General features: G+C 69.8%; 15 protein-coding genes. All 15 read right to left on the bottom strand.

Annotated elements, in window-relative coordinates; translation table 11 throughout:
- Positions 1 to 13: 13 nt before the first annotated feature.
- On the bottom strand, positions 14 to 535 hold the full coding sequence (locus VT84_RS12320) for a helix-turn-helix domain-containing protein (protein ID WP_052554143.1): 522 nt from the start codon (positions 533 to 535) through the stop codon (positions 14 to 16).
- Positions 536 to 901: 366 nt separating this feature from the next.
- The gene (locus VT84_RS12315) at positions 902 to 1,105 is read right to left on the bottom strand and encodes a hypothetical protein (protein WP_082839741.1); all 204 of its coding nucleotides are present in this window, start codon (positions 1,103 to 1,105) and stop codon (positions 902 to 904) included.
- 15 nt (positions 1,106 to 1,120) lie between these two features.
- Positions 1,121 to 1,447 (bottom strand): hypothetical protein, encoded by a 327-nt coding sequence (locus tag VT84_RS12310; RefSeq protein ID WP_082839740.1) that lies wholly within the window; start codon positions 1,445 to 1,447, stop codon positions 1,121 to 1,123.
- Positions 1,444 to 1,833: a hypothetical protein gene (locus VT84_RS12305; RefSeq protein WP_082839739.1), complete on the bottom strand. Its 390-nt coding sequence runs from the start codon at positions 1,831 to 1,833 to the stop codon at positions 1,444 to 1,446. Before VT84_RS12305 ends, VT84_RS12310 begins: the two co-directional genes overlap by 4 nt.
- Before the next feature lie 12 nt (positions 1,834 to 1,845).
- Positions 1,846 to 2,121 (bottom strand): hypothetical protein, encoded by a 276-nt coding sequence (locus tag VT84_RS12300; RefSeq protein ID WP_082839738.1) that lies wholly within the window; start codon positions 2,119 to 2,121, stop codon positions 1,846 to 1,848.
- Between the two features lie 43 nt (positions 2,122 to 2,164).
- The gene (locus VT84_RS12295; protein ID WP_239465806.1) at positions 2,165 to 3,352 is read right to left on the bottom strand and encodes a DNA modification methylase; all 1,188 of its coding nucleotides are present in this window, start codon (positions 3,350 to 3,352) and stop codon (positions 2,165 to 2,167) included.
- A 611-nt stretch (positions 3,353 to 3,963) separates the two neighbouring features.
- Positions 3,964 to 6,612, bottom strand: a complete 2,649-nt coding sequence (locus VT84_RS12290) for a hypothetical protein (RefSeq protein WP_082839737.1) — start codon at positions 6,610 to 6,612, stop codon at positions 3,964 to 3,966.
- A gap of 86 nt (positions 6,613 to 6,698) precedes the next feature.
- Positions 6,699 to 7,016, bottom strand: coding sequence for a hypothetical protein (locus tag VT84_RS12285; protein WP_082839736.1), 318 nt, complete (start codon positions 7,014 to 7,016; stop codon positions 6,699 to 6,701).
- A gap of 160 nt (positions 7,017 to 7,176) precedes the next feature.
- Positions 7,177 to 7,707, bottom strand: coding sequence for an RNA polymerase sigma factor (locus VT84_RS12280; protein WP_157469464.1), 531 nt, complete (start codon positions 7,705 to 7,707; stop codon positions 7,177 to 7,179).
- A gap of 180 nt (positions 7,708 to 7,887) precedes the next feature.
- On the bottom strand, positions 7,888 to 8,202 hold the full coding sequence (locus VT84_RS12275; protein WP_082839734.1) for a hypothetical protein: 315 nt from the start codon (positions 8,200 to 8,202) through the stop codon (positions 7,888 to 7,890).
- Between the two features lie 129 nt (positions 8,203 to 8,331).
- Entirely contained in the window at positions 8,332 to 9,267 is a 936-nt protein-coding gene (locus tag VT84_RS12270; RefSeq protein ID WP_082839733.1) for a hypothetical protein, read from the bottom strand.
- Positions 9,268 to 9,681: 414 nt separating this feature from the next.
- A complete protein-coding gene (locus VT84_RS12265) occupies positions 9,682 to 10,122 on the bottom strand; it encodes a hypothetical protein (protein ID WP_082839732.1) in 441 nt (146 codons plus the stop codon).
- Positions 10,119 to 11,741 carry a recombinase family protein gene (locus VT84_RS12260; protein ID WP_082839731.1) on the bottom strand — a complete coding sequence of 541 codons (1,623 nt, stop codon included), beginning with the start codon at positions 11,739 to 11,741 and terminating at the stop codon, positions 10,119 to 10,121. Before VT84_RS12260 ends, VT84_RS12265 begins: the two co-directional genes overlap by 4 nt.
- Entirely contained in the window at positions 11,738 to 12,229 is a 492-nt protein-coding gene (locus tag VT84_RS12255) for a DUF2924 domain-containing protein (RefSeq protein WP_082839730.1), read from the bottom strand. The genes VT84_RS12260 and VT84_RS12255 overlap by 4 nt, the downstream gene beginning before the upstream one ends.
- Positions 12,230 to 12,274: 45 nt before the next feature.
- Entirely contained in the window at positions 12,275 to 12,484 is a 210-nt protein-coding gene (locus tag VT84_RS12250; protein ID WP_082839729.1) for a hypothetical protein, read from the bottom strand.
- Positions 12,485 to 12,557: the final 73 nt, after the last annotated feature.

Here is a 12,557-nt window from a genome sequence, read left to right as displayed (position 1 = left end):
GCCGCCTCAGCGATCAGCCGGTCCCGACGCCTTTTTTCTTGACGTATTCGGGGTCCGGGCTGGTGATCCAGTGCTTGGCCCGCTTCCACCCGACCCCGAGACGCTTCAACGCCTGTCGGATCGGCTCGACCGACAGCACCCGGGGCGTCCATCCCTTCTGGTGGCACACCTCGGCCACCAACGCCAGGGTCCACAGGCTCGTCGGCTTGCCGAATTCTCGGGGCCGGCGGTGGAGTAGATCCTTGAGGTCCTCGTCCCGCCCCCGGTCCCATACCCGGCCGGGATCCTTGCGGGCATGCGACTTGGCGCCCAAGCATCCCAGGCCGTCGGTCTCGAACGCCCGGACGGCGTTGCGGACCGCTTGGGCGGTACACCCGACCACCCGCCCGACTTCGGCCGGCCCCATCCGCCCGGCACTCGCCAACAGGATCTGCGACCGGCGGACGGTGAACGCATCGGCCGACTTACGGCCTCGCTCCAACGCCCGCCGCTCGGCGGCCGTGAGCGTGCGGACGAATTTACGGGGCTTGTTCATCCCGACAACATACGACCCCGACCGGATTCGCAAACGGTCAGCAATTAGGCTGCACTAGCGAACCGGGATCGACTCATTCGCTTGAAATCGGTGCGCTGCGCCCGAACAGCCTCCGCAGCAGCGCAAGGGTGCGGTGTAATTGGTCGTCGGTTATGCGGGTGAAGTCATGAGCCGTTCGCCCACACCGAGGGCACGGGGGCGTGGTCATTCCCCGGACCAGCGTACCCAACTCCTCCAGTTCGGCCCGGCTCAGCCGGTGAAAATCGATCTCCGCGGCACGTGGATTCGGTGGCGGTTCGATCCGCCCGCACCCCCGGCACGGATGTTCGCGGGCATGGCGTTCGAGTTTGGCCAGACGGCTCCGGTTCACGACCGCACCTCTGGCCCGTTCTCCAGTGGTTCCACGACCTCAACGATTTCCTCTTCGATGACGAGCACGTGGCACCCGCCGCACCGTTGACACCGGTCCGCGTCACTCGGCACGTGGTCCTCGGGCGCGAGCCGAAACCGGCTCGGGTCGCACCGGGGCTCGGCGGCCTCCAACTTCTGCACCCGCGCCGACAATCGCATAATGCCCCTATTCGTTCAGCCCCGGCGCATCACGACGTCGAGCGCGTCCAGGACCTGCTCGTCGGACGCCGGGAGCAGGATCTGGCCCGGGTACGCGCCCGGATGCCGCTCGTGTACGAGTCGGAGCCATGCCTGGTGCTCGGGCTGGAGCGTTTGCAGGAATGCGCTCATCTGCGCGAGCCAACCCGTGTGATTCGGGTTCGTGCGGTCCAGGTCATCCACCCCGAACGCCCCGGCCAGGATCCCGCGCGCGAAGGCTACCGGGGCGTCCGGCACGGCCGCGGTCACCCGCCGCACCGGTATTTGGAATTCCAACTTCCCCACGCGGTTCCCGAGGTTCATATGCGGTTGCCCCCCTCGGGGAGCCCGGCCCGGTGCTCCAACTCCGCGATCCGGGTCTCCAGGTCCGTCAACTCGCGTACCTTGATGCCCAGCTCCAGAATGGCCCGCGCCGCCCCGAGCCGCACGGCCGGCGGCGCCGAGTCCTTCTGGAGCGACAGCAGGGTCCGCACGGCCTCGCCTGCGGCCGCCGTGAGCAAACCCGCGGCCCGGCGCACCATGTCGGCCCGGAGCGCCTGCAACCGGCCCCGGAATGCGGGCTCGGCGAGTCTGCGGTAGATGGTGCGGTCCGTGAGCCCGCACTGCTTGGCGGCCGCGTCCACCGTGACCCCGCACGCCAGCGCCAGGAGCAACTGGTCCTCGTTCTTCTTCACCCGGCCCGCAGCCATGCCTTCACCTCCTCACGCCACGTCATCCGGCGCCTCGACGTGCTCCAGGTGGCACACGATCAGGAGCCCGAACGGGGCCAGTTTGCCCTCGGGCACCACGGGTTCGCCCTTCGCGGGGTCGTACACAAGGCGCCCGACGAGTGAGCCCTCGGCGCCGCTCCGGTACAGGCCCGGTTTCCGCCCCTCGGCGCGCGACACGGGCACGGCCTCGATCACGTGGAACTGGTCCGGGGGGAGCCGGTCGGACAACACCTTCGCGACCTTGCCGAGTCGGTTCGAGAGCTTCATTACCGCGCCCTCCCGTCACCTTTATTCCGCGTTCCGTCAGGGTTTACGCCGCGATGCGCTCGGCCGACTTTCCGGTCCGTGACTCGAACCGGGAGACGATCACGTCACAGTACCGCGGGTCCAGTTCGACCAGTGCCGCGGTGCGCCCGGTTTGCTCGGCCGCAACGAGCGTGGTCCCGCTCCCGGCGAACGGGTCGAGCACCACGCCCCCTTTCGGGCACGAGTTCTGGAGCAGGTACTCGAACAGGGCGACGGGCTTGGGCGTGGGGTGGTCCGCGTTCCTCGCGGGCTTGTCGAACTCGAGCACGGTGGTCTGGGCGCGGTCGGAGAGCCACGTGTGCGGGGCCCCGTCGGCCCACCCGTATAAACACGGTTCGTGGCGCCACTGGTAGTCCTGGCGCCCGAGCACGAGCGCGGACTTGACCCACACCAGGCACTGGCGCACGGTGAGCCCGGCGGACGCGCACGCGAGTCGCACGTCGAGCCCGGCGAGGTCCGCGTGCCACACGTAGAACGCACCGCCCGGGCTCAGGTGGCGCAGCGCGGTGCCCAGCGCGGACGCCAGGAACGTGCGGTATTGCTCCGCGCTCATGTCGTCGTTGGCGATCGTGAGTGCGTCGGCGGTCTTGCCCGAGTACGCGACGTTGTACGGCGGGTCCGTGAGCAGCGTGTGGGCCGGTCCGTCGGGCAAGAGCCGGGCCAGGTCGTCGGGCTTGGTGGCGTCGCCGCACAGTAGGCGGTGGCGCCCGAGGAGCCACAGGTCGCCGGGTCGGGTGACGGGGTCGGCGGGCGGTTCGGGCACGTCGTCGGGATCGCCGGTGGGTTCGGTGGGCGGTGCGGTCAGGTGCCGGAGCAGTTCGTCCTCGGGGAACCCGGTGAGCGACAGGTCGAAGTCCGCGCTTTGGAGTGCGACGAGTTCGTGTGCGAGTCGGTCGTCGTCCCAGGTCGCCAGGGTAGCGGTTTGGTTGTCCGCGAGGCGGTACGCGCGGGCCTGCTCGGGTGTGAGCCCGCGGGCCACGTGCACCGGTACTTCGGTGAGCCCGAGTTCGAGTGCGGCCCTGTACCGGGTGTGGCCCACGATGATCACGTCGCACTCGTCCACAACAATGGGCTGGCGGAATCCAAACGCCCGGATCGAGGCCACAACAGCGGTGACCGCCGTATCGTTGGAACGCGGGTTGTTCTCATACGGCTTGATCGACCTGACCGGGCGCATCTCCACGTCCATCATTCACCTCCTCGGAACATCACGCGACGGACGCCTATAAGGAACTACACCGAACGCGCACGAACTGTCGGGGGTGGGGATGAAATTTCGGGCTACTTTTCCGCAGAACGTGTACGCGTGCGTGCTCCCGTGAAAACGGTGGACGCCCCAGTTGCCTGTCCCAGCAGGTGGACGCTCGGGGCCGCCACCATCACCCCACGTGCCGAGTGCCGCCGAGTGTTGCCGAGTGTTTGCCGAGTGTTGGGGGCCCAACACTCGGCACGGTTAACGTGTGGTTCTTAATGACGTTGCGGTCGGAGTGCCGAGTGTGCCGAGTGATTTTCCAGACCCATACGTGTGTGCGGGCGCGTGCACACGCACGCACGCACGGGACGGACCGACTTACCGTTCAACACTCGGCACACTCGGCAGGCGGGTCGCAACTCGTTACGGGGACACGTTTTGATGGTGCCGAGTGTTGGGCCACCAACACTCGGCAAACACTCGGCAACACTCGGCACAATTGAGCCGCATGAGCGCGCCCCGATGTACGCCCCGGTCGGTGGCGCGTGCGGTGCCGGTTCGCGGGGTTGTTGGCGCCGGGAGGAGACGAAGGGGAAATGCGGGTCGGGAGGTCAGGCCGCGTCCCGGACCGAAACGCGGTACACGTTACCCTTCCGGTCGGGGGACCGTTGGAATGCGACCGTGCGCCCGTCGGGTCGCACGAACTGCAGGTCGATGTAGCGCCCGGCCAGGAGCCCCATGCGGATCGTTCGGGCGTGTGGGGACGCGTCCTTGAGCTCGGTGGGGAACAATCCGTGGTCCGCGGCGAGCGCGGCCAGTTCCGCGGCGGTCCAGGTGCCCTGGGGGTGGTCCGCGAGGATCCCGACGAGGTACGCGAACTCGCGCCGCGTGTCGTCCAACTCGGCGGCCGCGGTTTCGGCGTTGGCGAGGAACCCGGGGAGCCCGGCGTGGGCCAGGATCCCGCCCACGATGCGGCCCCACCCCTTCTTGTTGAACCGGGACGCCACGTCCGCTTCCGGGCTCCCCGCCGCGCGCCAGCGCGCGACCATGCTGACCAGCTCCCCGAGCAGTTCGGCCCGGTAGTCCCGGGCGTACCCCTCGGGATCGGCGATCGTGAACGCGCGCCGGGCCGGGTCGCCCTCGTGGAACAGGTCCACCAGGACGCACCGGGTGACCAGGTCCCGGCTCACCTCGGGTGTGTTGGCGGTGAGGCAGAAGATGTGCGAGTTCTCGGCCCGGATCTCGCGCGAGTGCCCGAGGAGCCGGAACGAGAGGGTGGCATCGGTGATCGAGCGCTCCAGACACGCGGAGTCGATCCGGGCCGCTCGGCCCTGGCCCTTGGCGTTGTCGACGATGATGGTGGTGGCCCCGCGGTGGACGACGGCCCCGAGGCGCTTCTCGAACTCCTCGTCGTTGGGGTTGTACGTCGCGGTCTCGGCGGGTTTGCCGTCGCGCACGGTGGCGATGACCTGGGCCAGGACCGTCTTCCCGAGCCCGGGCTGGTTCCCGGCGAACAGGACCGCGGGCTTGGAGCCAACGAAGTGGGGCATCAGGATCGTGGTCAGGAGCACCCCGACGTAATTGGTGCGGTCCCCGGGGGTGCGGAAGCAGAAGTCCGCGAGGAGCGCGTCCAGGTGCCCGGTGCCGGCGCGGGGCTCGATCGCGGGCCCGGCGTAGTACGTGCCCGAGGGGGGATCGAACCCGGGCGGGACCAGGCGCCAGTCGGTGGTGAAAACCGGATTCAGGGTGAACAGGGCGACGGCGGGCAGGCGCGCGGCCTCGCCCGGGTGGTTGAGCCACGTGTTGGCGTAGTTGACGGGCAGGGGCTTGTACGCGGGCCCGCTCTCGCCGACGACGAGGACCTCGGTGCGTTGGTTCAGGGCCCCGGCCAGTTCGGGCGCGGACAGGACCGGTGTGATGGCGGTTCCGGTGACACGGACCAGTTGCCCGGCCCTATGGTAGTACTCGCGGGCCCCGATCAGGACGTCGGTGAGCGCCGACATGGTGCGGGCCACCGGGGTGGTCGCGGGATCGATCACGATCTCCGGGAGCGCCCCGGCGCGGGGTTCTTCGGCCCCGGGCGCGTCGGGCGGCCCTTCGGGGTGCGGCGGCGTCGGACGTTCCGCGCGTTTCTTGCGCCCCCGGGGTCGTCCCGTCAGAGGCGGGTCGAAGTGATGTGGCTCGGGCGCGCCGATCATTTGCTTGAACGCCTGCCACCCGTGCCCGGTGCACCCGTTGTGGAAGCAGTGTGCCGCGAGCTGGCCGTTCGGGGCCTGCATGACGCACGCGTCGGGATCCGCGTGGGCGGGATCGAACGGGCAGGTCGCGAGGACATACACGGTGCGCCCGCGCGCGTCGGGCTCGGGCTTGGTGCGGAACGTGACCCCGCGGTCCGCGAGCCACCGGTCCACCACCAGGCGCGAGGTGAAGCGCCCGTCGGGTGGCGCCGCGGCTCCCGCCGGCGCGGACCCGGGTCCGGAAGCGGGTGGTGCCCCTTCGTCGGCGAGGCGCTCGAGGAGCGCGAGTGAGACCGGCTCGAGGTTAGCGGGAATCTCGATCAGTTTGGCCCGACGGTGCGGGCGCGCCGGGGTGCTGTCGCCCTTGCGCGCGAACGTGCCCGGGAGCTTGCAGATGCGCCCCGGGTTGTGGACCGCGCGGTCGATCGTCACGGCCGGGGTATCGAACTGTGCGGCCAGGGCCCCGAGAACCCGCTTGACCAGTCCCCCGTCGTCGGCCGGCAGGTCGACCCGGTACAGCAGGTGGAACCCGTTGCCGCTGTCGGCCAGGACCGGGTCGGGCCACCCGCGCTCGCGCAGGAACGCGCGCACCGACTGAGCGGTTTCGCGGGCCCGGGCCTTCTCGTCGTCGGTGGCGCTGATGTGGGGATCGCGCACGGGGTCCGCGTCGACCAGGAGCCAGCGCCGGGCGGTGACGTCCTTGTCCCGGGCGAGCTCGCCCGCGCCGGCCCAGTCGGTGCGGTTCGCGCGCCGGGCCAGGAGGTCCGGGCGGAGCGGGTTGAGGGTGAAGTACACGCCCCGCGCGTGGTCCGTGAGGTCGAGCGCGGCCCGGGCCATGTCGGTCAGGTGGTCGGCGTCGAAGAACCCGGCCTCGGTGTGCGGGCGCCCGGTCCCGCGCCGCACCTGGAGGGCGCGGAGCTCGACCACCTGTCCGGGCGCGACGAGGGCCCGGTACCGCTCGGCCAGGAGCGCGACGGCCTCGTCGCGGGTGAGCGGTTTGCCCGGGTTTGGGGGTGCGGACACGGGGGCTCCTCTCGCGGCGCGCATGATCGGCGACCCGCACGAGGCGGGTCGAGTCGGTGCACGGACGTGGGCGGTCAGTTGGTCGCTCAGGCGGTCACGGGTTCGGTTCGTCGCGCCCGGGCGCGCGGGGGAGGCATCGGGCGGCGCGTGACGCGGACCGCGTCGGGTCCGAACTCGCGGGTGACGAACCCGATGAACAGCCGGTTCAGGTCCCGGCCCACGGGGGTGCCCGCGTCGATGGTCACGGCGCGCGCCTTCGGGTCGAACGTGTGGGCCGCGTCGAGCCGCGTTTGGGCCGCGCCGTGGAGCGCCTCGGCCCCGAGGAGTGAGAGGATCAACGTGGCCCCGACCTCGTCGGCCGGGATCCCCTTGTCGAATTGGTACCGGTACAAATCAGTCACCATCACGGGTCCTCGTGTGACGCGGTCCTCAATGCTCCCCGGCCGGGCACGTCGCGCGGCCGGTTCGGGTGGATCGTTGCCGGCCGTCTCCCGTACCGGGCGGACCGGGCGCGCACACGAGATCCCTCTACCCAGATAACTACACCGAACGCGCGCGAAGTGTTCAGCGCGGGTCGCAATAAATTTCGAGCCCGGTCCACTCGGGGCGCGCCCGAACCTTGCGGAGCCGCGCGTACACGGTCGGCCGTGAGATCTTCAGAAAGCGCGCGGCTTCGGTGACACCGTGCGTCCGGACCCGTTCGACCGTTGCGCGGAGGTCGTCGGGCAGCGCTTCGAGTGCCCGTGTCAGGTCCGCGGTGCGAGCGGCCTCTTCGGTCCGGTCGGGCGCGGGCGCGCTCTCGGGCACCGGTTTCGTGGGTCGGGTCGCGCGCTTGGTGCGGCCCCGGGACCGGAGCACGTTGTTCCCGGCGCGCTCGACGACGCGCCACACGAACGCGGGCCACGTGCCGCGTGCCGGGGCGAACCGGTGCCGTTGCTCGAGAACCCGAACCACGAGGTCGTGCTCCAGGTCCTCGCGGTCCTGGGGCCGGAACCCGGCGCGCCCGATCATGCGGTTGGCCTTATACCGGATGATGCGCGCGACGGCCGGGCCGATCGGGTCGTCGGAACCCAGATGGGTGTGATCGTCGGACAACGTGAGCTCCTCCCGGCCGGGAGGGAGCGGCGGGCACGATCCCGGACGCGCGCGAGCCCGTAACGAACGCGGGCGCGGTGCCAGCACCGGGACGGTGCCCACAAGCGCCTCCGCGGTGCGGCCGGCTGAACGTCGGGTCGGTGGGGGTGAAACGGGTGAACGGGTCCGCGGGTCAGCGGGTCAGCCGGGAACCTCGGCCGAGAACGGGAGCCCGTGCTTGACGGTCAGCACGGTGACCGTGCCGTTCCCGATTGCGTCGAGCAGGGCCATCAGGTCCAGGTGCTGGGCCTTGAGGACGACGTCGGGGCGCCCGGCCTCGGGGCGCGGCCCGTTCTCGCCGGCGAACTTGTGCTCGCGCACGGTAGCCGGGGGCGGGTCGAGGACGGGTTCACCGGCGCGGACGCGCAGGTGCTCGACGCGCCCGAAGTTGAGGCGCTGGAGGAGCTCGATGAGGCGCTGGCGCGGGGTGCTGAGGGCCGATTTGTGTGTGGACATCGTGTCCCGATCGGGTGCCGTGCGGCACGGGATGAGGCGCCGCCCTCGTGGCGGCGCAGCGGCCCGTATGGGGCCGCCAATATTGAGGCGTTACACCGCCCGTAACAGTGTTACGCAGGGCGTAACAGTTTACGCTTCCCAATCCACGTCCGGGTCCGGGGCGTAACAGAGGACCGAGCCCGTCTGGACGAACCCGCGGAAGTGGCGCGCGAGCTCGGGGAGCGGTTTCCGGAGCTTCCCGATGATTCCGTTGATCGCGTTCTTGATGGACGTGCGGACGCTCGTCGATTCGTCCCCGGCGCGCCGCACCCGCCCACCGAACCCGCGGGCCTCTTGAACGCGCGCGGTGACCATGTGGAGTTGCTCTTGTAAGCGCTCCACTCGTGCCGGATCGTGGTCCTTCCGGGCCTCGTCGAGTTCCTCCAGTAGTTCCCGGTACACGCGCTCGTCGTCCGCGGCCGCGCGTTGGTCCACGGCCTCGACGCCCGGGAACGGCTCGGAGCCCGTGCGCCCGTGGACCCGGTCCCGGAGCTCCGAGGCGCGGAACCCTTTGCCCTTGGCCTGGATCAGGTGCGACAGGTACCAGAGCCCGATCCGGTCGTGGAGGAGCACGGTTTTCCCGGCGAACGTCACGGACCACGCCTCGCCCGCGTGCCAGAGCGCGTTCGGGGCACGGTCCCGGATCGAACCCGGCACGAACGCCGTCGCCGTCCAAGTGATGGACGCCTCGAGCGGTGAGACGGGGCGCACGTGCCCGGGTCCGTCGGCCGTGACGAGCGTTTCCAGGGGAACGAGCCTCACCCCGCTGCGCCTGAGGTCCGGGCCGACGGCCGTGACCACGGACGGGCTCGTACAGATCAGGAGCAACGGCTCGGTCCACCGGGTCCGAAGGCGCGAGATCAGGGCGCGGAGCTCGTTCGCGGTTGTGGTGAGGGCCAAGAGGCACGTGTACCGGGTGCCGTCGGCAGATGTAAACGACCCGAGGTGCGTGGCCCCGCGCTCGCCCGACTCACTCACCGGTTCGGGACGGAACCCGAGCGCCCCCGCGATCGCGCGTGTCAGCATCCTCTGATCGATTGGTGGACCGAGTTGGTGCGGGTGCGAATCCCGATTTGGCGCAAACGGTTGTGGGTGCAGGAACGGGCGCAGGTCGAGCTCAGTTTCGAGCGGTGGGGAGAGCTCCGGGCGCGTGCCGGGAGCCTCCGGGGAGCGGCTCCGGGGGGCGGGCGGAGCTCCCGGGTCGGGAGCCGTCGGGGCAGCAGCCACGTCCGAAGTTACGACACACGAGGGAACTGGCTCGTCCGGGATGCTTGTCGGATTCCGAGTAACCATTGGGGGTGATGGGTCATGATGTTGGGCATGATGCACGAGATAATGTCCGTAAGCATCCAGGTTACGGACGTACACATCAGCCAGCAGACTGCACCAGCACCACCCACAATCTGAGTTGTCCGAAAAAAGGGAAAATAGCTCCCGGGTTCAGGCACCCGTGCGCTTGGTACCGAGTTCGGCCCACATCTTGCGCTGGCGGCGCCAGTCGGGCACGGCCGCGATCGGGCGCAGGTCGCTCAGGATCAGCGGGTCGCGCCCGCGCATCACCTTGGGGAGGAACAAGATGTGTTCCTGGATCTCGGGTGCCAGGTGGAGCAGCGCCATGATCTGGCTCACCCGGGCCCGGGTCACGTGGCCCAGGCGCGCGAGTTCCGCGTGGTCGGTCACCTCGCCGGCCCGGATCAGATCCTCGAACCGCAGTGCCAGCGCCAGGAGGCGTGAAACCCGCGGGACGCGCCCCGGCTCATGCGGAATCGGGGCCGGACCCGCACGCAGCTCCTTGGTGCGCCCGCGCCGGGCGAAGTGGATCGTGCCCGCCACCGTCAGCGCGCTCGGTGCGGAAGTCGGGTTCGTAGTTCCGGTGCTCACGCGATGCTCCTGTGGTCGTGGTGCCGGGAAAGTTCGTCGGCGAGTGCCGTGAGCCCGGTCGGGTGGAACGACACGGTGACGGCCCCGGTACTTCCGTCGTACTCGACCCGGGCCACCAACAGCGCGATGACCCGGGCCCGCTCGAGCGGGGTGAGGGTGGCCCACACCGGGTCGAACGCGGCCAGAGCCCGCGCCGCATCCTCTTCCGAAATCAGCTGATCGGTGACGGTCCGGATGTGCTCGCGCACCTTGGCGGCGCGGTGCTCGGCGGTTCCGATGCGCGCGTGCAGGTCCGCCAGGCGCGTCACGAGCGGGCCGTTCACATCGCCCGGGTTCAGTTGCCCCGCGAGCTGGGTCACCTCCCGGTGCCACGCGCGCAGGTCCTTCTCAAGGCTCCCGTGCTCGGCCTCGAGTTCGCTGATCCGTGTTGTGCTCTTTTCCCGGGCCTGTTCGAGCACCTGGCGGAGCAACTCGGGGTCGCGCCCGACGGCCCGGACGCGCTCGACCACGAACGCTTCGATGGGCTCGGCCGGGACCGATTTGGACGGGCAGGTACCATAGCCGCGCTTCTGGGCGTGGGTGCACACGTAGTACCGGTACCGGGTGGTCCCCTTGGTGGAGTGGCTCGGGGTCATCGCGGCCCCGCACGGCCCGCACCGCAACAGCCCCTTCAATAAAGCCCCGAACCGGTTCCGCACCAGCGCGCCCCCGGTGCGCCCGTTGCGCGCGAGTGCGTGCTGGACCGCGGCGAACACGCCCGGATCAACGATCGCGGGGTGCTCGCCCTCGTGGACCTCGTCCTTGTACCGCACGTGCCCGGTGTAGAGCGGGTTCGTGAGCAGGTTGTACACGTTCGTGCGGTCGAACGGTTTGCCCCCGCGTTCCGGCCCCTTGCGCGTGGCCCAGCGCTTGGTGGTCCACCGGCGCCGCTCGAGCTCCTCGACCACGGGCAACAGTGCCCCGTGCTCGAGGTACAGGGCGAAGATCTGGCGCACGCGCTCGGCCTCGGCGGGATTGAGGGTGAGCTTGTACCCGGCCGGGTCGATGTCGTACCCGAGGACCAGGTGCCCGCCGGCCCACTTGCCCTTGCGCCGCGTCGCCGCGATCTTGTCCCGGGTCCGCTCGGAGATGATCTCGCGCTCGAACTGCGCGAACGACAACAGCACGTTGAGTACGAGGCGACCCATACTGGTCGCGGTGCTAAATTGCTGTGTGACGCTGACGAACGCGACCTTTTTGTCCTCGAACGTGCGCATGAGCTGGGCGAAGTCGAGGAGGCTCCGGCTGAGCCGGTCGACCTTGTACACGACGACGCAGTCCACCTTCCCGTCCGCGATGTCGGCGAGGAGCGCGTGGAGCCCGGGTCGATCCGTGTTCGCGCCCGTGAACCCGCCGTCGTCGTACCGGGTGCCGAGCACGACCCAACCCTCACCGGCTTGAGAGCGGACGAACGCTTCGCCGGCCTCGCGCTGGGCGTCGAGCGAGTTGAACTCCTGTTCGAGCCCTTCCTCGGTCGACTTGCGGGTGTAAATTGCACACCGCACCGATCGGGTCGGTTCCCGGTCCGCGGGCTTCGGTTTGGGCTGGGGTCGGTTGAGCCGGTTCGTGTGGGTGGTCATGCGCGCTCCGGTCTGTTGAGCTTGAAGAAGTGGAACCCGTTGCAGTGGGTGCCGGTGACGGCCTTGGCCACGGCGCTGAGCGAGGGGAACGTGTGCCCGTCGTACTCGAACCCGGCCGCGAGTACTTTCACGTGGATCGTGGTGCCCTTGTAAATGCGGGTGATGACACTTCCGGGCGGGGGCAGGCGCGCGTCGCTCGCTTCCCTGGGTACCGTGCCCGTGTGCACGGGGCCGGCGTGAGCGGTGCTCCCCTTGGGCGGGATCAGTCGGATGTCCGCGTCCCGGGCCAGTTCCGCGGCCCGAGCACGTGCGCGTTGCGAGAGGTCGCCCTCGGCGAGCACTTGCAGGCGCCACGCGATCCGGCGCACGAGCCACGTGCGGTTCCCGGTCGTGGTCGGCTCCCCGAACACGTCCGCGTATCGGGCGCGCAGTTCGGCGATCGTGAACCGCGCGAGCGCGGCGAGCTCCCTGGAGACGTTGATCTGCACCCGTATCCTCCTCGAGAATCCTGTGGAATCGTGTCCTCGGCGGTGTTAACCGGCGGTCACAGTGACGCTCTTTTGGGGCACCACAGCAAGTCCATTCGGGGACGATTCTGCTGATTTTTCTGAGATCGGAAGTGTGCCGTTGGGTGGTGCGAGGAGTTCCGAGCCGAGGCGCACGAGCCCGGTTGCGAGCAGGCGCGCGAGCTCGCGAGTGCGTTCATTGGGGGTGAGCGTGGCGGGGTTGCGTGTGGACGGCATCGGGGCACCGGGTGGTTGGCCCCAGCGCCCTTCGCGTCGCGACCGGCAGGCTGGCGGATGAACAGACGAAAAG

The sequence above is a fragment of the Gemmata sp. SH-PL17 genome, assembly GCF_001610855.1.
Lineage (GTDB): Bacteria > Planctomycetota > Planctomycetia > Gemmatales > Gemmataceae > Gemmata > Gemmata massiliana.
Note: the sequence above shows the minus strand (reverse complement) of the source record. Positions and strands in the feature narration are given on the sequence as shown.

What these genes read in the sequence shown, in the direction of transcription:
- VT84_RS12250 (WP_082839729.1), bottom strand. Translation starts at nt 12,484, where the DNA reads ATGCCGTCCACACGCAACCCCGCCACGCTCACCCCCAATGAACGCACT.
- VT84_RS12305 (WP_082839739.1), bottom strand. Translation starts at nt 1,833, where the DNA reads ATGGCTGCGGGCCGGGTGAAGAAGAACGAGGACCAGTTGCTCCTGGCG.
- VT84_RS12270 (WP_082839733.1), bottom strand. Translation starts at nt 9,267, where the DNA reads ATGCTGACACGCGCGATCGCGGGGGCGCTCGGGTTCCGTCCCGAACCG.
- VT84_RS12275 (WP_082839734.1), bottom strand. Translation starts at nt 8,202, where the DNA reads ATGTCCACACACAAATCGGCCCTCAGCACCCCGCGCCAGCGCCTCATC.
- VT84_RS12310 (WP_082839740.1), bottom strand. Translation starts at nt 1,447, where the DNA reads ATGAACCTCGGGAACCGCGTGGGGAAGTTGGAATTCCAAATACCGGTG.
- VT84_RS12295 (WP_239465806.1), bottom strand. Translation starts at nt 3,352, where the DNA reads ATGATGGACGTGGAGATGCGCCCGGTCAGGTCGATCAAGCCGTATGAG.
- VT84_RS12285 (WP_082839736.1), bottom strand. Translation starts at nt 7,016, where the DNA reads ATGGTGACTGATTTGTACCGGTACCAATTCGACAAGGGGATCCCGGCC.
- VT84_RS12260 (WP_082839731.1), bottom strand. Translation starts at nt 11,741, where the DNA reads ATGACCACCCACACGAACCGGCTCAACCGACCCCAGCCCAAACCGAAG.
- VT84_RS12300 (WP_082839738.1), bottom strand. Translation starts at nt 2,121, where the DNA reads ATGAAGCTCTCGAACCGACTCGGCAAGGTCGCGAAGGTGTTGTCCGAC.
- VT84_RS12315 (WP_082839741.1), bottom strand. Translation starts at nt 1,105, where the DNA reads ATGCGATTGTCGGCGCGGGTGCAGAAGTTGGAGGCCGCCGAGCCCCGG.
- VT84_RS12320 (WP_052554143.1), bottom strand. Translation starts at nt 535, where the DNA reads ATGAACAAGCCCCGTAAATTCGTCCGCACGCTCACGGCCGCCGAGCGG.